21 protein-coding genes are annotated in these 23211 nt (G+C 67.8%); 15 read left to right on the top strand and 6 right to left on the bottom strand.

The window, feature by feature from the left end; genetic code table 11:
* Positions 1 to 28 precede the first annotated feature (28 nt).
* Positions 29 to 1495, bottom strand: a complete 1467-nt coding sequence (locus J3476_RS17370; RefSeq protein ID WP_207067649.1) for a YHS domain-containing protein — start codon at positions 1493 to 1495, stop codon at positions 29 to 31.
* Between the two features lie 307 nt (positions 1496 to 1802).
* Between J3476_RS17370 and J3476_RS17365 the strand changes: the two genes are divergently transcribed.
* The 4 genes from J3476_RS17365 to J3476_RS17350 all read left to right on the top strand — a co-directional run bounded on the left by J3476_RS17365 (position 1803) and on the right by J3476_RS17350 (position 8656).
* Positions 1803 to 2843: a MerR family transcriptional regulator gene (locus J3476_RS17365; protein WP_207067648.1), complete on the top strand. Its 1041-nt coding sequence runs from the start codon at positions 1803 to 1805 to the stop codon at positions 2841 to 2843.
* 262 nt (positions 2844 to 3105) lie between these two features.
* Entirely contained in the window at positions 3106 to 3969 is an 864-nt protein-coding gene (locus J3476_RS17360; RefSeq protein WP_207067647.1) for a MaoC/PaaZ C-terminal domain-containing protein, read from the top strand.
* A 258-nt stretch (positions 3970 to 4227) separates the two neighbouring features.
* A complete protein-coding gene (locus J3476_RS17355) occupies positions 4228 to 5322 on the top strand; it encodes a diguanylate cyclase domain-containing protein (RefSeq protein WP_286183268.1) in 1095 nt (364 codons plus the stop codon).
* Between the two features lie 43 nt (positions 5323 to 5365).
* Positions 5366 to 8656, top strand: a complete 3291-nt coding sequence (locus J3476_RS17350) for an error-prone DNA polymerase (protein WP_207067645.1) — start codon at positions 5366 to 5368, stop codon at positions 8654 to 8656.
* Between the two features lie 42 nt (positions 8657 to 8698).
* Here J3476_RS17350 and J3476_RS17345 read toward each other — a convergent pair whose 3' ends face one another.
* Entirely contained in the window at positions 8699 to 9112 is a 414-nt protein-coding gene (locus J3476_RS17345) for a TIGR03667 family PPOX class F420-dependent oxidoreductase (protein WP_207067644.1), read from the bottom strand.
* 23 nt (positions 9113 to 9135) lie between these two features.
* Here J3476_RS17345 and J3476_RS17340 point away from each other — a divergent pair, with 23 nt between their 5' ends.
* A complete protein-coding gene (locus J3476_RS17340) occupies positions 9136 to 9777 on the top strand; it encodes a nitroreductase family protein (RefSeq protein ID WP_152515997.1) in 642 nt (213 codons plus the stop codon).
* 4 nt (positions 9778 to 9781) lie between these two features.
* Here the strand turns inward: J3476_RS17340 and J3476_RS17335 are convergent, their stop codons facing one another.
* Positions 9782 to 10234, bottom strand: coding sequence for a tRNA (cytidine(34)-2'-O)-methyltransferase (locus tag J3476_RS17335; RefSeq protein ID WP_255729359.1), 453 nt, complete (start codon positions 10232 to 10234; stop codon positions 9782 to 9784).
* Positions 10235 to 10305: 71 nt separating this feature from the next.
* Here J3476_RS17335 and J3476_RS17330 point away from each other — a divergent pair, with 71 nt between their 5' ends.
* Entirely contained in the window at positions 10306 to 10917 is a 612-nt protein-coding gene (locus tag J3476_RS17330) for a class I SAM-dependent methyltransferase (protein WP_207067643.1), read from the top strand.
* Positions 10918 to 10942: 25 nt separating this feature from the next.
* Here J3476_RS17330 and J3476_RS17325 read toward each other — a convergent pair whose 3' ends face one another.
* On the bottom strand, positions 10943 to 11095 hold the full coding sequence (locus J3476_RS17325) for a hypothetical protein (RefSeq protein ID WP_170311197.1): 153 nt from the start codon (positions 11093 to 11095) through the stop codon (positions 10943 to 10945).
* A 175-nt stretch (positions 11096 to 11270) separates the two neighbouring features.
* On the opposite strand from J3476_RS17325, the gene J3476_RS17320 reads away from it, so the two are divergent.
* The 9 genes from J3476_RS17320 (at position 11271) to J3476_RS17280 (ending at position 20232) form a co-directional block, all read left to right on the top strand.
* Positions 11271 to 11981 carry a GntR family transcriptional regulator gene (locus J3476_RS17320; protein ID WP_286183265.1) on the top strand — a complete coding sequence of 237 codons (711 nt, stop codon included), beginning with the start codon at positions 11271 to 11273 and terminating at the stop codon, positions 11979 to 11981.
* Positions 11982 to 12085: 104 nt separating this feature from the next.
* A complete protein-coding gene (locus J3476_RS17315; RefSeq protein ID WP_207067642.1) occupies positions 12086 to 13606 on the top strand; it encodes an NCS1 family nucleobase:cation symporter-1 in 1521 nt (506 codons plus the stop codon).
* Between the two features lie 239 nt (positions 13607 to 13845).
* A complete protein-coding gene (locus J3476_RS17310; protein WP_207067641.1) occupies positions 13846 to 16539 on the top strand; it encodes an ATP-binding protein in 2694 nt (897 codons plus the stop codon).
* Complete coding sequence (locus tag J3476_RS17305; protein WP_207067640.1) at positions 16536 to 16949, top strand: roadblock/LC7 domain-containing protein; 414 nt, start codon at positions 16536 to 16538, stop codon at positions 16947 to 16949. The genes J3476_RS17310 and J3476_RS17305 overlap by 4 nt, the downstream gene beginning before the upstream one ends.
* Positions 16950 to 16956: 7 nt before the next feature.
* The gene (locus J3476_RS17300) at positions 16957 to 17328 is read left to right on the top strand and encodes a DUF742 domain-containing protein (RefSeq protein ID WP_207067639.1); all 372 of its coding nucleotides are present in this window, start codon (positions 16957 to 16959) and stop codon (positions 17326 to 17328) included.
* Positions 17309 to 17884 carry an ATP/GTP-binding protein gene (locus tag J3476_RS17295; protein WP_207067638.1) on the top strand — a complete coding sequence of 192 codons (576 nt, stop codon included), beginning with the start codon at positions 17309 to 17311 and terminating at the stop codon, positions 17882 to 17884. The genes J3476_RS17300 and J3476_RS17295 overlap by 20 nt, the downstream gene beginning before the upstream one ends.
* A 4-nt stretch (positions 17885 to 17888) precedes the next feature.
* Positions 17889 to 18443 (top strand): pentapeptide repeat-containing protein, encoded by a 555-nt coding sequence (locus J3476_RS17290; RefSeq protein WP_207067637.1) that lies wholly within the window; start codon positions 17889 to 17891, stop codon positions 18441 to 18443.
* A gap of 95 nt (positions 18444 to 18538) precedes the next feature.
* Complete coding sequence (locus J3476_RS17285) at positions 18539 to 19015, top strand: Rrf2 family transcriptional regulator (RefSeq protein WP_207067636.1); 477 nt, start codon at positions 18539 to 18541, stop codon at positions 19013 to 19015.
* Positions 19012 to 20232: a globin domain-containing protein gene (locus tag J3476_RS17280; protein ID WP_207067635.1), complete on the top strand. Its 1221-nt coding sequence runs from the start codon at positions 19012 to 19014 to the stop codon at positions 20230 to 20232. The genes J3476_RS17285 and J3476_RS17280 overlap by 4 nt, the downstream gene beginning before the upstream one ends.
* On the opposite strand, the gene J3476_RS17275 is transcribed toward J3476_RS17280, so the two are convergent.
* Together J3476_RS17275 and J3476_RS17270 are read right to left on the bottom strand one after the other, a co-directional pair.
* On the bottom strand, positions 20229 to 20840 hold the full coding sequence (locus J3476_RS17275; protein ID WP_207067634.1) for a TetR-like C-terminal domain-containing protein: 612 nt from the start codon (positions 20838 to 20840) through the stop codon (positions 20229 to 20231). The genes J3476_RS17280 and J3476_RS17275 overlap by 4 nt on opposite strands.
* A gap of 141 nt (positions 20841 to 20981) precedes the next feature.
* The coding region (locus tag J3476_RS17270; RefSeq protein ID WP_207067633.1) for an ATP-binding cassette domain-containing protein at positions 20982 to 23211 on the bottom strand (2230 nt) is incomplete at its 5' end.

The following is a 23211-nucleotide window of genomic DNA, read 5'->3' as shown; positions in this document are numbered from 1 at the left end:
GGATCTCCTTGTCTTGCAGGCTGTTGGGTCAGAGAGTGGTGGGTACGGGCATGGCGGGGAAGTAGCCGTCGGGAACGCTGGTTCCGCCCAGCGGTGTGCCGTCGGGGGAGATGTTGAGGAACTGCGCAACCCAGGAGGGATCCTTGTCGGCCAGCGTCAGCGTCGATGAGCCCGGGCCCCGGGTGTATTTGTGCGGTTCCCGATCGAAGATCCACTGGCAGCCCTGCGAGCAGAACCAGTAGCGGCGTCCCTCGAAATCGGTCGGCAACGCGACGGCGTGGGCGGGTTCGGGGAACACACAGGGGAATTGACAAACATCACAGATCATCGGGGCGGTATCGGCGTCGACGTTCGCACCGTCGGCGACCTCGCGCCAGAACGGGGCGTGCGAGCCGGCGAACGCGGGGTACTTGTCGTTGAGCCAGGCCAGATCCTCAGCGGTCGGCTGGTGCACGTCGAACCACAGTTGCTTGCGCGAGGCATACAAGCCACGCCAGATGCTGTGCGATCCGTGTTCGATCTCAGCCAGCGCCTGATCGAGATGTCGCGGTGGCTTCAGGCCGAACTGCGAGAGTTCGGAGACGTAGCCCTGGATGAAGTCCTCGACTACGTAGCGCTGGAATGCCTCCTTGTACGAGATCGGTTTGTTCTTCGGGAAGTAGTCCAGCACCGGACCCACCACCGCCAGCAACAGACGGTGGCAACGCCAGAACCACTTGTCCAACCAGTCCTGGATCAGGGCGAGGTTGGTGTCGTCGTTCTGCAGCATCGCCCGCGCGACCGATTGCCCGAGCGCCATGTGCCGTGTCTCGTCACTTTGAATGGTCAGGTGTGCTTGACCGAAACCGAAGTCGCCGTTGGCAACCCCGGCCGCCGGGGCAGCGATGAACAACAGGTTGGTGAACGCCGTCTCGAACACCAGGTTGGTCCCGATGATCGCCTCGATCGGATCGGTGGTGATCAGGTCCTCGAAGAACGACCGATCGCCTTGGAAGTACCAGTGCCGCTCGAAGAACGTGATGCGGTCCTTGGGCAGCAGGAACCCGCTCTCATGGTGCTTGACGTAGTCCTTGGCCTGGTAGATCGCCTCCTCGGCGTGGCGCCGCTCATCCATGGCCTGAACCATCGACGCGATGCGAATCGCCGGCGCGGGAGCGAACCGAGCGACCCGAACGTGACCGCGATAGTTGTAGTACTCGCTGTACGTCAAAGCCGTGTTGAACGACTTCATCGCCTCCACCCAGCGCGGATCGACGCGCCCGATGTGCCCGAAGCGTGCGCCGGCATCGCGCACCGCGTGAAACTTGTCCTCCTTCTCGGCCTGAATGCGGATGTAGTCCTCGAACAGGATCTGGAACGGATCGTTGAACTTCTTCCAGTCCGGCATGGTGCATGCGGTGCGCCACTCGTCCGGAATGTAGGCGTCGGCGCTGACGTAGGTCGGATCCCAGTGCAGGGAATGGGTGAGGCGCTGGTACTGCTCGCGGGTCTTCATGAAGCGTCCTAACTCGAAAGGGATGACTAGCGTGCTCCAACCTTGCGAAGTTGCATGAAGGTTGGGGGTAAAAAAATTTGCGCTGGGCGGACTTGGCCGGGATCCATTCGCCGCTTGACGTGAGCGGCTAACGGTGATGGAGCCGGGCTCCTGGTCGTCGCGGTGTGGTCATGCTCCTCCGATCCTCACTGGCGAGTTCAGTCAACCTTGTGTAATTTCATGAAGGTTGTAGGTGCGTTGGGCACCGGGGTCAGGCTTTGTGGAATTCCTCAAAGTTAGAGCACGGATGTTGCGGGTGAGTTGATGAATGTTTCCATTGGGTTTCAGCTCGTCCCACATCCGACCGACGAGCGAGGGCGCGCTGATGTCATGGAATGAAGGTCTGGACGGCAGCCAGCGCGTCGCGCCACACCACGGATCGCAGCCCCAACACAGCACGAGCGGCGAAAGCACACCGGGGAACTCCGGTATCGCTCAAGGCGGGGGTACCACCGGCGAAGAGCCACCCGCGGATTCCGCCGCGCGGTACGTTCCGCAGGATGGCCAAGGGCTCTACATCCAGCAGGCGGCGCAGTTGGTCGGAGCAACGCCGGTGCAGCTGCGCACGTGGGAACAGCAGAAGCTGATCGCCCCGGGCCGAACATCGTCCGGCTACCGGGTGTATTCGGCCGACGACATCGAACGCATGCAACGGATTCAGTCATTGATGGCCGGCGGTGTGAACGCCGAAGGCGTCCGCCGCATTCTCAACGGCCCCGGCTACTCTGCGGGACTGCCTCCGAACCTGACCGCACCTTCGTCGCACTCCCGCAGCGCCGGGGAGGCCATCCGAGACATGCGAAAGAAGCGTGGCATGACGCTGCGCGATCTCTCCCAACTCACCGGCCTGAGCACCTCTTACATCAGTTCGGTCGAACGGGGATCGGCGGCACCGTCGATCGCATCACTGCAAAAGATCGGCGCGGTATTCGACACCAACGTCCTGGGACTGATGACCGACGCTTATCAGCCACCGGACTCGCCTGTCGTCAAAGCCGAAGACCGCCGCGTCCTCGACAGCGACAAAGGTGTCCGGATCGAGGACCTGTCCACCGCCGGGAGCAACCTCGAGCCGCTACTGTTCACCTTCCAGCCAGGTTGCGGCAGCGACGGCGCGATCTCGCATGAGGGTGAGGAGTTCTTGATCCTCATGTCCGGCCGACTGCAGCTGCAACTCGACGGGCACCAGGACTACGTCTTGGAACAAGGCGATTCGATGTCCTTCAGTAGCAAACGCCCACACTCCTGGATAAATCCTGGGGAAATCCCCACCACTGTGCTCTGGATCAATACGCCCAGAACCTTCTGAGCGGTGGCGAGAAGATCCGCAGCGGTGGACCGGTCACAACGTCCGGCAAATGCACCCCGAGCTCCGACGATGAGAGCCGCAGCCGAGGCACGAACCCAGACGACGACACCCGAAAAATGACACGCAGATGAGACCAAACACCGATGACACGGCGTGAGACTGGCTGGCACGCCGCAGGTCCGATCGGTGGAAGATGAAACAGCTCTTGAGATTCGACATTCTTCAACACCCGACGCAAACCCTGCCGGATACAGTCGCGTCCATGCCGATCGATCCCCACGCCGTTGGCGTCACCACCGACCCGCAGGTATTCGAATGGACAGACCGCGACACCCTGCTGTACGCGCTCGGCGTCGGAGCCGGGACGGCTGACCTCGCGTTCACCACCGAGAACAGCCATGACGTCGAGCAGCAGGTGCTGCCGACCTACGCGGTGATCGCCTGCTCGCCGTTCGCCGCGGCCACCACGATCGGCAGCTTCGACTTCAGTCGTCTGCTGCACGGTTCCCAGGCGATCCGGGTGTTCAGCCCGCTGCGGCCGGCGGGGCGGCTCAGCGTCGTCAGCGAAGTCGCCGACATCCAGGACAAGGGTCCGGGCAAGAACGCCGTCGTCATGCTCAAGGCCACCGGCAGCGACCCCGACACCGGCGAGCGGGTCGCCGAATCGCTGATGACGCTGGTGATCCGCGGCGAGGGTGGATTCGGCGGTCAGCCCGGGCAGCGGCCACCCGCTCCGGAGTTTCCCGAGCGGGAACCCGATGCGCGGCTGGCCCTGCCCACGCGTGAGGACCAGGCGCTGATCTACCGCCTGTCGGGTGACCGCAACCCGCTGCACAGCGACCCGTGGTTCGCCCAGCTCGCCGGATTCCCGACGCCGATCCTGCACGGCCTGTGCACCTACGGGGTCGCCGGCCGGGCACTGGTCGCCGAGTTGTGCGACGGAGACGCCACCAGGATCGCCGCGATCGCGGCGCGGTTCAGCTCGCCGGTCTTTCCCGGAGAGACGCTGACCACGTCGATCTGGCGCCAGGAGTCGGGCGCCGCGGTGTTCCGCACCGAGGCCTCTGCGTCCGACGGGTCCAACGCCCGCCTCGTACTCGACGACGGCGTCGCCGAGTTCCGCTGACGCGAGAGCCCGCCACCGGATTCGTCGCCAAGGTTCCTTCGGCCCTGGGCATCGGTTTGCTGGGCTGGTAGCCTTCGCCAAGGCGGGGGTGTGATGAACTGCCTCTTGAGGGCGTGCAGACGGGGTGGGTGGGTGTTTGAGAATTTGCGGCATTCCGCCGCTTCGGCCATAGCGCCAGCGCTGTGGCGCTCGGATCAGTACTACTGGTTTACTGCCGTGCTAGCCGCCCGCGGCCTCCAGACCGTCTCCTGCCGCGTGGTGGCGACGTGCATCGTCGCCCTGGGTGTGGTTCCGATGGTGTTGATGGCCAGCGCGCTGGGTCCACAGACGGCGGCGACCCGCGGCCTCGCGGTCTTCGTCGGGCTGGGTTGTCTGGGCCTGGCGGCGCTGTGGTTGCGCCAACACTGGCCGACGCGGGCGCAGTCGCTGCTGTCCGTCTTCGTCGGCACGGTGGGCATCGGGGTGTCCGCGGTGAACGTGTCCAGTCCCATCGCCGGTTTCCTGGGTGCGACGACCTACGTGTTGCTGACGGCGTTCGTGGTGTGTTTCCACTCGGCTCGGTTCCTGGTCTTCACCTGGACCGTGGGAGCCGTGGTGGTCGTGGTGCTGTTCGCCCGGCTGGCCCCTGACGATCTCGCGCTGGCCCTGTGTGCGGCAGGTGTCGTGGTGGTGCTCAACGTGTTCATCGCGTTGGTCTGCCGGGCGGCGGTCACCCTGGTCCAGCCCGAGGCCCATCACGGCGATATCGAGCAGGTCACCGGCTTGCTGCACCGCGACGCGTTCTATCGCGGGGTGGCCACCCTGTTGGCGTCCCGCAGTCGCAGCGACGACCAGTACCTGGTCATGGTTGCGGTCAACATCGACAGCTTCTCGCTGCTGATGGGCCTGTCCGGTGCGCAGGCCGGCACCAGGGCGCGCGTCGCCGTGGGGCAGGCGCTGCGGGAAACCGTCCGGCACAACGCGATCGTCGCGCACGTGTCCTCCGGCGGTTTCCACGACTTCCTGATCGCCGACTCGTTCACGACCCCGGATGCCTCTCCGCTGGTCGAGCGCATCCGGGGGGCGATCGCCGGGACCCCGCAGAAACTCACCGCCAGCATCGGCGTCGTCTGCACACCGCTGCCGCCGCTGGCCGCCGAACCGCCCGACGAGGTGGTGGACAAGCTCATCTCGGTCGCCACCACGGCCATCGAGCAGGCCCGGATGGCCGGGGGGAATCAGGTCCGCTACGTGTTGCGACCCGACCTCGCTGAGGACTCCGGCGACGCGGATGACACGGATGACGCGGGCCACTCCGACGGCCCCGGTGCCCCGGGATTCGACGACTGGCCGGACAACGGCAAGAGCGCCTGAGAACCCCTCGCGCCGTCGAACGTTTGTTCGATAGACTGGCGCGGTGGGATGGCACAACGGCCCGCCGAGCTGGACCGAGATGGAGCGCGTGCTCAATGGTCGGGCGCGCCGGGCCGGCCGGCCCATTGACGAGCAGGCCGGCGACGGTGGGGACAGCCCGGCCTGGTCGCGCAAGCGGGGGGAGTACCGGGCCCCGGACAGACGCCGCAGCCCGCCGGTCGCGACACCCTATGCCGAGTTGCACGCACATTCGGCCTACAGCTTTCTCGACGGCGCCAGCACGCCGGAGGAACTGGTGGAGGAGGCGGCCCGGCTCGGTCTGCGTGCCCTGGCCCTGACCGATCACGACGGGCTCTACGGGGTGGTGCGGTTCGCCGAGGCGGCCCGGGAACTCGACATGGCCACCGTGTTCGGTGCCGAGCTGTCGCTCAGCGGGGTCAGCCGCACCGACGAGCCCGATCCGCCGGGGCCGCATCTGCTGGTGCTCGCCCGGGGGCCGGAGGGGTATCGGCGGTTGTCGCGGCAGCTGGCTCACGCGCACCTGGCCGGTGGGGAGAAGGGTGTGCTGCGCTACGACTTCGACGCGTTGACCGAGGCTGCGGGCGGGCACTGGCACATCCTGACCGGCTGTCGCAAGGGGCATGTCCGGCAGGCGCTGGCCTCCGGTGGTCCGGCGGCGGCCGAGGCGGCGCTGGCCGACCTGGTCGAGCGGTTCGGGCGGGATCGGGTCAGTGTCGAGCTCACCCACCACGGTCACCCGCTCGACGACGAACGCAACGCCGCGCTCGCCGCGTTGGCGCCCCGCTTCGGGCTCGGCGTCGTCGCCACCACCGCCGCGCATGTCGCCGGACCCGACCGGGCCAGGCTCGCCATGGCGATGGGGGCGATCCGGGCCCGCAACTCGATGGACGACGCCGCGGGGTATCTTGCGCCGCTGGGGGGTTCGCACCTGCGCTCCGGCGCGGAGATGGCCCGGATCTTCCCCGCCGGCGTGGTGACGGCTGCGGCCGAGCTCGGCGAGCAGTGCGCGTTCGGGTTGGCGCTGATCGCGCCGAAGCTGCCCCCGTTCGACGTCCCCGACGGCCACACCGAGATCAGCTGGCTGCGGCACCTGGTCGCCGAAGGCGCCCGGGACCGATACGGCCCACCCGAGCGCGCCCCCCGCGCCTACGCCCAGATCGAGCACGAGCTGGCCGTCATCGAGCAACTCGGCTTTCCGGGCTATTTCCTGGTGGTGCACGACATCACGCGGTTCTGCCGGCTCAACGACATCCTCGCCCAGGGCCGAGGTTCGGCGGCCAATTCGGCGGTCTGCTACGCACTGAAGGTCACCAACGTCGACCCGGTGGCCAACGAGTTGCTGTTCGAGCGGTTCCTGTCCCCGGCCCGTGATGGTCCGCCCGACATCGACATCGACATCGAATCCGACCTGCGGGAGAAGGCGATCCAGTACGTTTACCAGCGTTACGGTCGCGAGTACGCCGCCCAGGTGGCCAATGTGATCACTTACCGCGGCCGCAGCGCGGTACGCGACATGGCCCGCGCCCTGGGATTCTCCCAGGGGCAGCAGGATGCCTGGAGCAAACAGATCAGCCGATGGAACGGCCTGGCCGATTCCCCGGACGTGGAAGGCATTCCGGAGCAGGTGGTGGACCTGGCCATGCAGATCTCCAACCTGCCCCGGCACATGGGCATCCACTCCGGCGGCATGGTGATCTGCGATCGCCCCATCGCCGACGTGTGCCCGGTCGAGTGGGCCAGGATGGAGAACCGCAGTGTGCTGCAGTGGGACAAAGATGACTGCGCGGCAATCGGTTTGGTGAAGTTCGACATGCTGGGCCTGGGGATGCTGTCCGCGCTGCACTACTGTATCGACCTGGTCGCCGAGCACAAGGGCATCGACGTGGACCTGGCCAAGCTGGATCTGGGCGAGGATGCGGTGTACGAAATGCTGCAGCGGGCCGACTCTGTCGGGGTGTTCCAGGTGGAGTCCCGCGCGCAGATGGCCACCCTGCCCCGGCTCAAGCCCAGGGTGTTCTACGACCTCGTGGTCGAGGTCGCCCTGATCCGCCCGGGCCCGATCCAGGGCGGCTCGGTGCACCCCTACATCAAGCGGCGTAACGGTGAAGAAGCCGTCACCTACGACCATCCGTCGATGGAGTCCGCACTGCGCAAGACGTTGGGGGTGCCGCTGTTCCAGGAGCAGCTGATGCAGTTGGCGGTCGACTGCGCGGGTTTCTCAGCGGCCGAGGCCGATCAGCTGCGCCGCGCGATGGGCTCGAAGCGGTCGACGGAGAAGATGCGCCGGTTGCGGGGCCGATTCTTCGACGGGATGCTCGAGCTGCACGGCATCACCGGGGAGGTGGCCGAACGGATCTACGAGAAGTTGGAGGCGTTCGCCAATTTCGGTTTCCCGGAAAGTCATTCGCTGAGCTTCGCGTCGCTGGTGTTCTATTCGTCGTGGTTCAAACTGCATCATCCAGCGGCGTTCTGCGCAGCGCTGTTGCGGGCACAGCCGATGGGTTTCTACTCGCCGCAATCGCTGGTCGCCGACGCCCGCAGGCACGGGGTCGTCGTGCACGGCCCGGATGTCAACGCCAGCCTCGCCCACGCCACGCTGGAGAACGCCGGCATGGAGGTCCGGCTGGGCCTGGGCAGTGTCCGGCACATCGGCGACGAGCTGGCCGAGAAGCTGGTCGAGGAACGGAAAGCCCACGGCCCGTTCATTTCTCTTCTCGACATGACCGCCCGCGTGCAGTTGTCGGTGCCGCAGACCGAGGCGCTGGCCACCGCAGGAGCGCTGGGGTGTTTCGGCATCACCCGCCGTGAGGGACTGTGGGCGGCGGGGGCGGCGGCCGCCGAGCGGCCCGACCGGTTGCCGGGGGTGGGCTCGTCGGCGCAGGTGCCGTCGTTGCCCGGGATAACCGAGTTGGAGCTGGCGGTGTCGGACGTGTGGGCGACCGGGGTGTCCCCGGACAGCTATCCGACCCAGTTCCTGCGGGCCGATCTCGACCGGATGGGAGTGGTGCCCGCCGACCGCCTGCTGGGTGTGCCCGACGGCACCCGGGTGCTGATCGCCGGGGCGGTGACGCACAGACAGCGGCCGGCCACCGCGCAGGGGGTGACGTTCGTCAACCTCGAGGACGAGACCGGCATGATCAACGTGCTGTGCTCGCCGGGGGTGTGGTCGCGTCACCGCCGATTGGCGCAGTCGGCGTCGGCGCTGGTGGTGCGCGGCATCGTGCAGAACGCCACCGGCGCGGTCACCGTGGTGGCGGACCGCATGGGTCCGCTGAGCATGCGGGTGGCCTCGAAGTCCCGCGACTTCCGCTGAACGGGGCGTGTCGTGTGCAAAAGCGCGCGCTCGCTGGACGTTTCAGCCCGGCGTCGGTGTGGTCCACACCTTGTCGATGGTGATGCGCAGGCGCAGGTCGTACTGGCCCATCGAATCGGTGAGACCGATCTGCTCGGCGTCGCCGGCGTACTTCGCCCAGTACGGGGCGTCCTCGCGCGGGTCGGCGCCTTGCGCGTCGACGGTCGTGACGCCGCCGACGACGATGATGCCGGAGCCGTGGCCGTCGGAGTCCAGGTTCAGGCTGGCCCGGGGATGGCGGCCGATGTGGCGGACCTTTGCCGCGCCCGGCTCGGTGTAGACCAGCACATCGGCGCCGTCGAAGTAGAACCACACCAGGCGTGGCACCGGTTGCCCGGATCGGGCGACGGTGGTCAGCCAGCCGTAGTGATCGGACTGGAGTCGTTCGATGACGTCCTGCGGTAATTCGATTGCCATGTCGCGAATGTAGTCTCGAAAAAATGACGCTGAACTTATCTGCCGATGAAGTCCTGACCACCACCCGTTCGGTGCGCAAGCGACTGGATTTCGACAAGCCGGTTCCGCGGGAGGTGCTGATGGAGTGCCTCGACATCGCTCTGCAGGCGCCCACCGGGTCGAACAACCAGGGCTGGCAGTGGGTGTTCGTCGAGGATGCGGACAAGAAGCGCGCGTTGGCCGAGATCTACCGCACCAACGCCACCCCGTATCTGGCGATGGAGAAGCCGCAGACCGGCGACCTGCGTGACCAGCAGCGTCCCCGGGTCGAGGACTCGGCGCGCTACCTCAACGACCACCTCCACGAGGTTCCGGTGATGCTGATCCCCTGTCTGGAGGGCAAGCCCACCGACACGCCGTCGGGGCAGAGTGCCGGGTACTGGGGTTCGTTGCTGCCGGCGGTGTGGAGCTTCATGCTCGCGTTGCGCTCGCGGGGCCTCGGGTCGGCATGGACCACGCTGCATCTACTCGGTGACGGTGAGCGTCAGGCCGCCGAGCTCCTCGGCATTCCGTTCGACTCCTACAGCCAGGCGGGCCTGTTCCCGGTGGCCTACACCAAGGGCACCGACTTCCGGCCGGCCAAACGGCTGCCGGCCGAGCAGCTCACCCACTGGGACACCTGGTAGCCGTTCAGCCGGCTCCCGCATAGCCGTGCTGGCGCCAGGCCTCGTAGACCGCGACGGCCGCGGCATTGGACAGGTTCAGGGAGCGCCGCCCGGACAGCATCGGAATGCGCACCGTCGCGCTGATGTGCGGGTCAGCCAGCGTGGCCTGATCCAGGCCGGTGGGTTCGGGGCCGAACATCAGCACGTCGCCCGGTTGATAGGCCACCTCCGCGAACGACGTCGATGCGTGCGCGGTGAACGCATAGACCCGGGCCGGCATCAGTGCCTGCCACGCAGTTGCCAGATCGGCGTGCACCGTCACCGAGGCCAGATCGTGGTAGTCCAGTCCGGCGCGGCGCAACTTCGGTTCGGACAGGTCGAACCCGAGGGGCTCGACCAGGTGCAGCGCACAGCCGCTGCCCGCCACCATCCGGATCGCATTGCCGGTGTTGGGCGCTATCCGCGGCGAGAAGAACATCACGTTGAACACAACTGCCCATCTTTGCGGGTCCCCGCGCGGCCTCCGACACCATCCCCGACACTGAGGCCATGGTCGAAACGAGCTTGTGGATGCAGAAGGTGGCGGCCGACCCGGGGCATTCGGCGTGGTACATCGAGCGTTTCCGGGCCATGGCGCGGGCCGGTGACGACCTGGGCGGCGAGGCCCGCTTCGTCGACGCGATGGCGCCGCGCGGGGCGCACATCCTCGATGCCGGGTGCGGTCCCGGCCGCGTGGGCGGATATCTGGCCGCGGCCGGTCACCGGGTGGTCGGGGTCGATGTCGACCCCGCGCTCATCGCGGCGGCAGAACAGGACCATCCCGGACCTCGTTGGCTTGTCGGCGATCTCGCCGAGCTCGACCTGCCGGCCCGGGGCGTCGGTGAACCCTTCGACGTCATCGTGTCGGCCGGCAACGTGATGACGTTTCTGGCGCCGAGCACCCGGGTGTCGGTGCTGTCCCGGCTGCGGTCCCACCTGCGGGCCGACGGGCGATTGGTGATCGGCTTCGGCGCCGGCCGCGATTACGAGTTCGGCCAGTTCCTGGCCGATGCGGCCACCGCGGGACTCGCCGCCGAGCTGCTGCTGTCCGCCTGGGACGTCCGGCCGTTCACCGAGGACTCGGGCTTCCTCGTCGCACTGCTGGTGCCGACCGTGCCGTGATGGCCGACCGGGTCGCCAGAGTCGTTCAGTCCAAACAGGTTTCGTATGCAGCGATGGAAACCAACCCCGCGAATGTCTCGGCGTCGACCACTTCGCTGCTCATCGCTCGCATCATCGGTGAGTCGCCGATCTCGGACGCCTCGGCCAGCGTGGCCACCTCTACCCCGTTACGGACCATCGTCGCACCTCCTTGTGCAGTGTCCAGGTTACGCGCCTCGCGCTGACCAACCCGGCTCCGTCCCCAACCAGTGTCGCGTGCGTGTCGCCGTCGTGGGCCTCAGGGGCGTAACGATCCCCTTGCGGTTCAGACGCTGTTACGGTGGCTGGGCAGTCCACAGGCGGCGGGAGGACGCGTGGCGAGGATTCGGCGCGGCCCGCGATTCACTGCGCACCTGCAGAATTCGTTCACCCAGACCGGGCAGAGCCACGTCGTCGACGATCTGCGGCACGCCATTCTGTCCGGTGACCAACCGCCCGGCACGGTGATTCCCGTCGACGAAGTCGCGGCCCACCTCGGCGTCAGCCCGATCCCGGTGCGGGAGGCGCTGATGACATTGATCGGTGAAGGTCTGGTCGAACGCCGGCCCCACGTCGGCTACCGGGTGACGACGCTGACGTTCGAGGAGTTCACCGACCTCTACGAGGTGCGCGAGGTGCTGGAGGCCTCCGCCCTGGTCTCGTCGGTGCGCAACGCCGGCGTCGACGACGACGTGCAGATCAGGGCCAGTCACACCGAGTTGGATGCGGCCATCCGCTGCAGTGATCACCGCTCCTTCCATACCGAATCGCGCCGGCTGCATCTGGCGCTGATGCGTCCGTCGAAGATGAGCCGGCTGATCAGCATGTACGAGTCGGCGTGGAACCTGACCGAGCCGACCAGCCCGATGTCGCACGTCTCCGAGGAAGCGCGCCGGCAGTTCCACGCCGATCACGCCGAGATGATCGACGCGTTCGTCGACCGCGACGTCGACGCCCTGGTGGCCGCGTCGCACCGACACTACGAGCACCTGCGGGCCGGGTTCGATTCCCTGCGCGGGGACGCGGAGCTGTTTCGCGCTCCGTAACTCCTATATGTGATCGGTAACACCGGGTTGACATTGTGGTTGCGTTGCCGGAAACACCGCGTTCCTAGCGTGACGTGTCGAGCCCACCGCGCTAGGAGACTGCATTGACCACCGAAGCAGCGCCGTTGACCGCTGGTACCCACACCGGGCCAGCCGGAACGTCGATCATCAAGCCGTCGTACCACCCCCGGCTGACCAACGAGGATCTCGCGCCGCTGGTCGAACAGAAGTGGAACTGGTACAACATCTTTGCGTTCTGGATGGCCGATGTGCACAGCGTCGGCGGGTACGTGACCGCAGGCGCGCTGTTCGCCCTGGGCCTGACCAGCTGGCAGGTGTTCGTCTGCCTGATAGTCGGCATCTGCATCGTGCAGTTGTTCTGCAACCTGGTCGCCAAGCCCAGTCAGGTTCAAGGCGTTTCCTATCCGGTGGTGGCGAGGGCTTCGTTCGGGGTGATGGGCGCCAACATCGCCGCCATCATCCGGGGCAGCATCGCCATTGCCTGGTACGGCGTGCAGACCTTCCTGGCCGCCGGCGCGCTGACCATCGTCATCCTGAAACTGTTCCCCAGCCTCGAGGCATATGCCACCGACGAAACCAGCTTCCTCGGGTTGTCCTACGTGGGTTACGTGAGCTTCGCGATCCTGTGGGTGGTCCAGGCCGTGGTGTTCTGGTGGGGCATGGAGATGGTGCGCTGGCTCTGCGACATCAGCGGCCCGTTGATCTACGCGATGATGTTCCTGCTGTGCATCTACATGATGGCGCGCGCCGATTGGCAGATCAGCCTGACTCTTTCCGACGAGCAACTCTCGACCGGACAGCAGATCGGCGCGATGTTCGGCGCGATCGCGTTGGTCGTGTCCTATTTCGCGGGACCCATGCTGAACTTCGGTGACTTTGCGCGCTACTCGAAGTCGTTCAAACAGCTGAAACTGGGCAACCTGATCGGTCTGCCGATCAACTTCGTCGTCTTCTCGCTGCTGGTCGTGCTGACCGCGTCGGCGACCCTGCCGGTGTTCGGCGAGGTCATGACCAATCCGATCGACACGGTGGAGGCCATCGACACCTACACCGCAGTGCTGCTCGGCGGGTTCACCTTCGTGCTCGCCACCATCGGTATCAACATCGTGGCCAACTTCGTCGCGCCGGCGTTCGACTTCTCCAACGTCAACCCGCAGAAGATCAGCTGGCGTACCGGCGGCATGATCGCTGCCTGCGGGTCGGTGTTGCTGACCCCGTGGAACTGGTACAACAACGACGAGGCCATCTTCTGGACGCTGGGGCTGCTGGGCGCGCTGATCGGTCCGCTGTTCGGCATCCTGATCGCCGACTACTACCTGGTGCGCAAGCAGCATGTCGTCGTGGACGACCTGTTCTCGATGGAAGAGTCGGGCACCTACTGGTACAGCAAGGGCTACAACCCGGTGGCGGTGAAGGCGACGATCATCGCGGGGATCGCCTCGATCGGTTCGGTGGTGGTGCCGAAGGTCACCGGGGTGGTGTCCGACCTCGGGTCCTACAGCTGGTTCATCGGATGCGCGGTTGGGTTCGCGGCGTATTACCTGCTGGCCTACCGCGCGAATGTCGCGAACGTGGCCGGTCGGGACGTTGTCGAGGCCGGCTGACTGATAGGCCCCGGTACGTCGTAATCCGGGTTTGCCAGCATGAAACGTGCTGGGAGGCGCGCAGTTTGCCGGGACGCTGTTGACATGGCCAAGTGTGGAATCCGCCGGGCTCGGCTGGCATACTCGTCCAATTGCCAGGCCAGGTAGGCCGGCATCCCCAGGGCGACATCAGCAGGAAGCCGGATGAACGACGACCGAACTGTGATCTGCGCGCACGCCGTCGACAGCGTGCGCCGCCGATGAAGTCCGCCGACCGCCCGTCGCGGGTGGCTCTGTCCAACTGGCCGGTGCGGTGGAAGGTGCTCGCCATCGCGGCGGTCCCGCTGATCCTCGCCGGCGTGTTCGGTGGGCTGCGGATCCACTCCAGCGTCACCGAGGCAGGCGAGCTGCAACGGGCCGCAGAACGCGCCGAGATGGTTCCGGCGATCGCGGACTACATGGGCGCTCTCGAGCAGGCGATGGTCACCGCCACGCAGGGCGGTGACACCGGGTCGGCGTTGACGGTGTACGGCTCGGCGCGCTCGGAGTTGGAGCGGCGCGTCACCGACACCGATCTGCCGGACAGCACCCGGCTGGCCGCCAACACACTGCTCGATTACGGCCAGGATCTGCTGGACGGGATCTCGGCCAACACGATCGACCTGCGCGGCCGGGTGACGACCTACGCGCCGTTGTTGCTCACCGCCGAGACGGCGATCACCGGGCTGGTGGATACCGATGACCAGACCGTGCAGGCAGAAGGCGACGCGCTGGCGCGGGCGGTCGGCGCGCGCGGGCAGATGGCAATGCAGCAGATGCTGGTCACCAGCGGTGGCGGGCTGCCCGAGCCGGAGCTGCGTTCGGCGATGATCACCATCGCGGGCACGGAGCCGTCCACGGTGTCGGCCATGGGCGGCTACTTCGGTGGCGCGACCGATCAAGCCGCCTCGCTGCGCTCGGAGATGGTGCGGCGGATGTCGATGCTGTCCGACCCTGCGTCCGTGCTGGTCGGAAACCCTGGCCTGCTGGCTTCCCAGCAGGTCACCCGCGACATCGCCGACGGGCTGATCGCCCAGACCACCCACTCGATCCCGGCCACCGTGAACAGGCAGGCGGCCGATGCTCGGACGGCGGCGATCCGGGACGCCGCACTCGTCGGCGCGGCGATCGTGGCGGCGCTGTTGCTCGTCACGCTGGTGGCCCGCACGCTGGTGCGGCCACTGCGCACGCTGCGCGACAGCGCGCTCAAGGTCGCCCACGAGGATTTGGCGCGCGAGGTCGAACACGTGCGCACCGACGGCAAGACCTTCCCCGTCCAGCCGGTCCCCGTGCACACCTCCGAAGAGGTGGGTCAGGTCGCGCACGCCGTCGATGAACTACATGAGCAGGCGGTGCTGCTGGCGGGTGAGCAGGCCCGACTGCAGCTGCAGGTCACCGACATGTTCGAGACGCTGTCGCGGCGCAACCGCACACTGGTGGACCAGCAGCTGTCGCTGATCGACCAACTGGAGCGCGACGAGGAGGACCCCGACCGGCTGCAGAGTCTGTTCCGGCTCGATCACCTGGCGGCGCGGATGCGGCGCAACGGCGCCAACCTGATGGTTCTCGCGGGTGCGCGGATTCCGCGCGAGCAGGCCGAACCGGTGGCGCTGACGGCCGTCGTGAATGCGGCTGCTTCCGAGGTCGAGGACTACACCCGGGTGGAACCGGCCGACCTGCCCGACACCGAGGTCTCCGGCGCCGTCGCCGGTGACCTGGTGCATCTGTTGGCCGAGCTGCTCGACAACGCGCTGCGTTACTCTCCACCGGCGAACCCGGTGCGGGTGTCGGCGGTGCACACCGGTAACGGCGGTCTGGTCGTCGAGGTCAGCGACACCGGTCTGGGCATGACCGAGTCCGATCTGCGGGTCGCCAACACCCGGCTGGAGTCCGGCGGTGAGGTCAATCCCTACACCGCCCGCCACATGGGATTGTTCGTGGTCGGCAGGTTGGCCATGCAGCACGGTCTGGTGGTTCGGCTGCGCAGCACCACCGCCACCCGCGAGCCCGGGGCGGGCACCACGGCCGGGGTGTACGTGCCGGCGACGTTGCTGGCCACCAGGGCCCGTCGGCAGCCGGCGGTGACCGCGGCGCCGGCGGCGCAACCTGCCGCGCTCCCTGCCGTGGCGGCCCCTGCGCCGGCGCGGAGGAAGGTGACACCCGACCCCGCGACCGCACCGGCCGAGCTGCCCCGGCGCAGACCGGGTTCCAGTCGTAGGGGTGGTGTCTCCGGACCGGCCGGACAGCCGGTCCCGCCGCAGCGTTCCGACGTCGCCGCCTTCTTCGCCCCCAGACCCGAACGCATCTGGTCGCCGCCGGTGACCGACGACGTCTCGCCGCCGGCAGCCAGCGGCGACATTCGGCCCGTCCAGGAGTCCCCGGTGACCCGGGAGGTCGAGGACGCCCCGGAGTCCCGGGTGACCCGGGAGGTCGAGGACGCCCCGGTGACCCGGGAAGCCGAGGTGACCCGGGACGCCCAGGACGACGATGCGATCTACCAGAAGATGCTGTCGGAATGGCTGGTCGATCCGCACGAGTTGTCGCAGAATCCCGACCTGAACTGGAAGTCGGTCTGGGACCACGGCTGGTCGGCGGCCGCAGCCGCCGAGAAGACCCCTGTGAGCGCCCACACCGTGGATGGTCTGCCGGTGCGCCAGCCCGGTGCGCGCCTGGTTCCGGGGGCGGCCGGCCAGGACAGCCACCATCACGGCGGTCACCCGGTAGCATCGCCGGTCAGTCACGACCGCAGCCACGACCGCAATGGCAACGACACCGGCAACAGCGCTGGGAACGGCGCGCACGGCAGGCATCTGCGTGATCCCGACGCCGTGCGCACCAGCATCGGCCGTCACTTCGGTGGCGTCCACGCCGCCAGGGCGAAAGTGCAGGAGACCGGAGGAGCCCACGCCGAATGACCCCGCATCTTCAGAACGAGCGGGATTCGCTGGATTGGCTGGTGTCCAGATTCGCTCGGGACGTGTCCGGGGTGTCCCACGCCGTGCTGGTGTCGGCCGACGGTCTGCTGATCGCGGCCAGCGAGCACATGCCGGGGGAGCGCGCCGACCAGCTCGCCGCGGTGACGTCCGGGTTGGCGAGCCTGTCCACCGGGGCAGCGCAGTTGTTCGACGGCGGTTATGTCCTGCAGTCGGTGGTGGAGATGGAGAACGGGTATCTGCTGCTGATGCGTGTCGGCGACGGGTCCAACCTGGCCGCGTTGGCGACCCGGCACAGCGACATCGGGCAGATCGGCTACGAGATGGCGATGCTCGTCGAGCGTGTCGGTGCCGTCGTCTCGCCGCCGCGCCGGACCCCGCAGCACTCGTGAGCGATCCATGGCTGGCGATGGTGACCGCGGTACCAGTGAGCCCAGCCTGGTCCGGCCGTACACGCTGACGGCCGGGCGAACCGACGCGCAGGTCCAGTTGGCCCTCGAGGCCGCGGTCGGCATGGTCGCGGCGGTGCCGCCGCCCCGCTGGCCGTCCACCGACGTGCGGTGCCAGATCCTGGCGTTGTGCACCGGGCGGCCCTCGGTAGCCGAGATCGCGGCGCATCTCTCACTGCCGCTCGGCGTGGCGCGGGTGCTGGTGGGGGACCTGGTAGTGCAGGGTTACGTGCAGGTGCACGCCACCCTCGGCGCGACCGACACGGTCGATTCCCGGCGAGAACTGATCGGAAGGACGTTGCGTGGCCTCAGGGCGCTCTAGCGGACAGGCGTCGACGAAGATCGTCATCTCCGGCGGGTTCGGCGCCGGCAAGACGACGTTCGTGGGTGCGGTGTCGGAGATCGTTCCGCTGCGCACCGAGGCCCTGTTGACCAACGCCTCGGAGGGCGTGGACGGGCTGGAGGCCACACCGTCGAAGTCGACCACCACGGTGGCGATGGACTTCGGCCGGATCAGCCTGGGCGACGATCTGGTGTTGTACCTGTTCGGCACCCCGGGGCAGCGCCGCTTCTGGTTCATGTGGGACGACCTGGTCCGCGGGGCGATCGGCGCGATCATCCTGGTCGACACCCGCCGGCTGGCCGACAGTTTCGCGGCGGTGGATTTCTTCGAGGCGCGCCGACTGCCGTTCCTGGTCGCCGTCAACGAATTCGACGGTGCGCCACGCCATCGGCTGTCTGCGGTGCGCGAGGCGCTGGCGCTGTCCGAGCAGGTGCCGATCCTGCGCGTCGATGCCCGCAGCCGCGAGTCGGCCAAGGCCGCGTTGATCGCGGTCACCGAATACGCGCTCAGCAGGCTGCCCGCCGCGGCCGGCTGAACCGGTGCGCGACGTCGAAACCGGCTGGGAGTTCACCGGCGAGGACTTCCGCGACGAAGACCTGAGCCGGTTGCGCACCGAGCGGGTGGTGTTCACCGAATGCGACTTCTCGGGCGTGGACATGGCGGAGTCCGAGCATGAGGGCTCAGCGTTTCGCAACTGTACGTTTCGCCGCACGTCGCTGTGGCACAGCACGTTCCGGCACTGCAGCTTCCTCGGCTCGACGTTCGTCGAGTGCCGGATGCGGCCGTTGACGCTGGTCGAGGTGGACTTCACCCTGGCCGTGCTCGGCGGGGCCGACCTGCGTGAACTCGATCTGTCGGACTGCCGGTTTCGCGAGGCCAGTCTGGTCGGCACCGACTTGAGGCGCGCGGTGCTGGCCCGATGCGACCTGACCGGGGCGCGTGTGCAGGGTGCTCGGATGGACGGTGCCGACCTGCGCGGCGCCCGCAGCGATGCGTCGCTCTGGACGACGGCCGGGCTGCGTGGCGCCAAGGTCGACGTCGAGCAGGCGGTGCGGTTCGCCGCCGCCCACGGTCTCGACATCCACGGCGGCTGAAGACCGCGCAGGTCAAAAAACCGCACGTCACGAGGTGTTTGACGGCACACCCGTAAAAGTCGCATTTGCGATGCGCAATTTATAGCGTGCAAGGCATGCAGCTCACCCGGTTCACCGATCTCGGCCTTCGGGCCGTGATGTTGCTGGCCGCGGGCGAAGCCGACGGTCGGCGGGTCACGACCGGATCCATCGCCGCCGGCGCGAATGCCTCGGAGAACCACATCGCCAAGGCGGTGGCCCGGCTTTCCGACCTGGGACTGGTATCGGCCCGGCGCGGCCGGCTCGGGGGTCTGACACTGACCGACGAGGGCCGAAACGCCTCGATCGGGTGGCTCGTTCGCCGTCTGGAAGGTGACCGGGAGGTCGTCGAGTGCGGTGGCGCCGCCCCCTGCCCGCTGGTACCGGCGTGCCGGCTGCGGCGGGCGCTGGCCGACGCCAAGGAGGCGTTCTACCGCGAGCTCGACCACCACACCGTCACCGACTTGGCCCGAGGCGCAAGCCTTCCTGTGCTCGCCGTGCCCACTGTGCCCAGACCGCACCATCCGACAACCGAAAGGACCGATCACCCATGACCGAGACCATCGTCGCCGCCGAGCTCGACCCCGCCCACGCGGAGCTGATCTCGGCGACGCTGCCGCTGGTCGGCGCACACATCGACGAGATCACCCGCGAGTTCTATCGCCGGATGTTCGCCGCGCACCCCGAGCTGCTGCGCAACCTGTTCAACCGGGGTAACCAGGCCCAGGGGGCCCAGCAGCGGGCGCTCGCGGCGTCGATCGCCACCTTCGCGACCCATCTGATCGATCCGGCGCTGCCACACCCCGCGGAGTTGCTGTCGCGCATCGGACACAAGCACGCTTCGCTCGGCGTCACCGCTGACCAGTACCCGATCGTGCACGAGCATCTGTTCGCCGCCATCGTGGAGGTGCTGGGCGCGGACACCGTCACGGCTGAGGTGGCCGAGGCCTGGGACCGGGTGTACTGGATCATGGCCGACACGCTGATCGAGCTCGAGCGCGGGCTCTACCGCGCGGCCGGGGTCGGGGAGGGCGACGTCTACCGCCGCGCCCGGGTGGTGTCGCGCGTCGACGACCCGTCCGGCACCGTTCTGGTCACGGTGCGCACCGACGGTCAGATGTGCGGCCTCGCGCCTGGGCAGTACGTGTCGGTGGGCGTGACGATGCCCGACGGTGCCCGGCAGTTGCGGCAGTACAGCGTCGTGAACTCTGCCGGGTCCGGGGAACTCACGTTCGCGGTCAAGCCCGTCGTCGCGACCGGCGGGCAGCCCGCCGGGGAGGTGTCCAGCTGGATCGCGGCGAACCTGCGCGTCGGCGACATCCTCGACGTCACGGTGCCGTTCGGTGACCTCCCCGTGCCCACCGGCGCCGAGCCGCTGGTGCTGATCTCGGCCGGCATCGGCGCCACCCCGATGATCGGTGTGCTGGACTACCTGGCCGTGGAGGCTCCCGAGGTGCGCGGGCACGTGCTGCACGCCGACCGCAGCGCGCAGAGCCACCCGCTGCGCGGGCGGCAGCGGGAACTGACCGACCGGTTGCCCAACGCCACCCTTGAGGTCTGGTACGAGGACGGGGTCGGCGCAGACGACCCGGACGCACACGCCGGGCTGCTGAATCTCGACGCCGTGCCGCTCGCCGAGGACGCGCAGATCTATCTCTGTGGCAACAACGGCTTCGTGCAGGCGGTGCGCGCGCAGTTGACGCAACGCGGGGTGCCCGCGTCGCGGGTGCACTGCGAGCTGTTCTCGCCCAACGACTGGCTGCTGGGCTAGGTGCGGGTCACCGCGCGCGCGACCAGGTCGGCGACCGCCTGGCAGTAGTCATGCGTCGCCGGCCGGTCGCTGTAGAGGGCGAGGGTGTGCAGCGGTGAGCTCACCAACTGCATGACCACGGTGGGTCTGACGTCGTCGCGCAGTTCGCCGCGCGCCTCCGCCCGGCGCAGGATCTCGTTGACGGCCTGCTGGCGCGTGGCCCAGAACTGTGCGCGGGTCTCGACGTCGACCTCGTAGGACTTGCTGTCGACGACCATCATCCGCGCGATCCGGCGGCCGACCGGGTCGTTGAGATACCGGGCGACGCAGTGGGTGAGCGCGGACAGATCCCCGTGCAGAGAACCCGTGTCGGGCATCTCGGTGATCTCCCGGGTGTAGTTGAGCAAGGCATCGACGATCAGCTGCCGTTCGGTTCCCCAGTTCTGCCGGAAGAAATCCGGGGTGAGCTGAGCGCGATTGGCGGCGCCTTCGATGCTGAAGCGGTCCACGCCCCACTGCTGCAGCTCGTCCAGCGCTGCGTCCAGCGCCGCCTCGCGTGTCGACCCGTGTGACACCTGATCGTCCCCCCGGTTGTGCCGTACCCGGGCTGAGAGTACGGAAAATGACATGTTCTGCCCAAATCTAGGACAACTTCACGTGCCGCGGCTACCGCGAGATCAGGCTGTGTGGAATGGCCCTCGCCCGCGTCGTCGTCAGGCTGTGCAGGATTGCCCGACTCCTCACGGGCTCGTCCCTCGCCCGCTTCGTCGTCACGCGGCCTTGAGCCTGATTCGCCAGCGCACGAAGCCCAGATAGAAGACGCTGATCGCGGCCAGCATCGCCATGTCGAACAACCAGGCACCCGAGGTGTGCTCCCAGTGCCTGTCCTGCGGGGTCAACGGCCCGGGCACCAGCCGGATCAGGTCGATGGTCGACGCCGACGCCGCGAAGCCCCAGCGCGCCGGCGTCGCCCAGGACAGCTGATCCAACACGATGCGGTCCGTCACCGGGATCATGCCGCCGGAGAACACCAGCTGGCTCATGACCGCGACGACCAGCAGGGGCATGATCTGTTCGGCGGATTTGGCCAGCGCCGACAGCGCCAGACCGACCATTGCGGAGGCCACCGTGGTGGATGCGATGTCGACGAACAACTCGAGGCTGCGGTTGCCGATGACCGCGCCGCTGTCCACCGCGCCGGGTCCCCACCCCTTGCCCAGGATCGCGATGGAGGTGACGATCGCCGACTGGACGACCGCGAACACGGTGAACACGAACACCTTGGCCAGCAGGTAGGCCGTGGTGGACAAACCCACGGCCTGTTCACGGCGGAAGATCGCACGTTCGCCGATCAGTGCGCGGATGGTCAGGGCGGTGCCCATGAAGATGGCGCCGACGTTGAGCATGACCAGGATCTGTCCCGGTTCGTTGGGTGCCGGGCCGCCTTGGATGGCGGTCACCGGGACGCCGAAGCCGACGTCGCCGGGCACCGACAGCGACAGCACGCCCATGATGAACGGAAGCGCCATCAGGAACGCGAAGTAGCCGCGGTCAGACACCACCAGGCGCACCTGCCGGCGTGCGATCGTCGACAACTGCCGGCGCACGCTGGTGCGCGTCGGGTTCCCCAGTTCCGACGGTGCCAGCGCAGCTGGCTGAGGTGGGGGAGGGCCGTGTTGGGCCAGGTAGCGCTCGTGGGCGCCGGTCGGGTCGCCGGCGACGCTGGAGAAGATGTCGGCCCAGTTGGTGGTACCCATCGACGGACCGATCTGGCTGGGCGGACCGTAGAACGCGGTCATGCCGCCCGGGGCCAGCAGCAGCACCTGGTCGCAGACGTCCAGATAGGTCAGCGAGTGGGTGACGACGAGCACGACGCGGCCGGCGTCGGCCAGCTGGCGCAGCATCGTCATCACCTGGCGGTCCAGCGCGGGGTCGAGACCGGAGGTCGGTTCGTCGAGGATCAGCAGCGACGGGCCGGTCAGGAGTTCGAGTGCGACCGAGGCGCGTTTGCGCTGCCCGCCGGAGAGCTTGTCGACGCGGGTGTCGGCATGCTTGGTCATCTCGAGTTCTTCGAGGACCTGCGCCAAGACCTGGGCGCGGTCTTCCTTGGTGGTGTCCGGCGGCAGGCGTAACTCGGCGGCATACATCAGCGCCTGATTGACGGTCAGCTCACCGTGGACCACGTCGTCCTGGGGGACCATCCCGATCCGGGAGCGCAGCGACGCGTACTCGGCATGGATGTCGTGGCCTTCGAAGGTGACGGTTCCGGACGTCGGATGGGTGTAGCCCGCGACCTGCCGGGCAAACGTGGACTTGCCGGCGCCGGAGGGGCCGATCACCGCGGTCAGCGTGCCGGGACGGGCGGTGATGGAGATGTTGTCGAGCAGCGTCTTGTCGCCCTCGATGGTCCACGTCAGTCCGCGCACGTCCAGACCGCCGGTGGCGGTGTCGGCGGCGGTCTCGGTGCGGCGGGCCAGGGCGCCGCCGTGGAACACCAGGTCGACGTTGCCGATCGTGACGGTGTCGCCGTCGTTGAGCAGCGCGGTGTCCACACGGGCGCCGTTGACGAATGTGCCGTTGATGCTGCGGTTGTCGCGGATCTCGGTTCCGGCCGCGGTGGGCACCAGCGTGGCGTGGTGCCGCGAGGCCAGCACATCGGGGATGACGATGTCGTTGTCACCCGCACGGCCGATCTTCGTCGACCCGGGCGGTGTCTCTGCGGGCCGGCCCGGCCGCAGGATCCGCAGCATGCTGGTCGCGATGTTGCCGTCCGCGGAGCGGGGTGCGGCGGCGGGGCCCATCATCGTGGCCGACTCCATCTCCGAGGACGAGATGGGCTGGGGTGCACCCGGTTGGGCGACCGAGGGCGGAGCCGTCGAATAGGACACCGACGGCGGAGTAGTCGAATGGGGCACCGACGGCGGAGTCGTCGAATACGAGCCTGACGGCGGGGCCGGTGAATAAGCCACGGACGGCGGAGCTTGGGGGGCGGGTCGCGGG

The sequence above is a fragment of the Mycobacterium sp. PO1 genome (assembly GCF_017312405.1).
In the GTDB taxonomy this organism is placed as follows: Bacteria; Actinomycetota; Actinomycetes; order Mycobacteriales; family Mycobacteriaceae; genus Mycobacterium.
The sequence above is the reverse complement of the archived record's forward strand: the minus strand, read 5'-3'. Positions and strand labels throughout refer to the sequence as shown.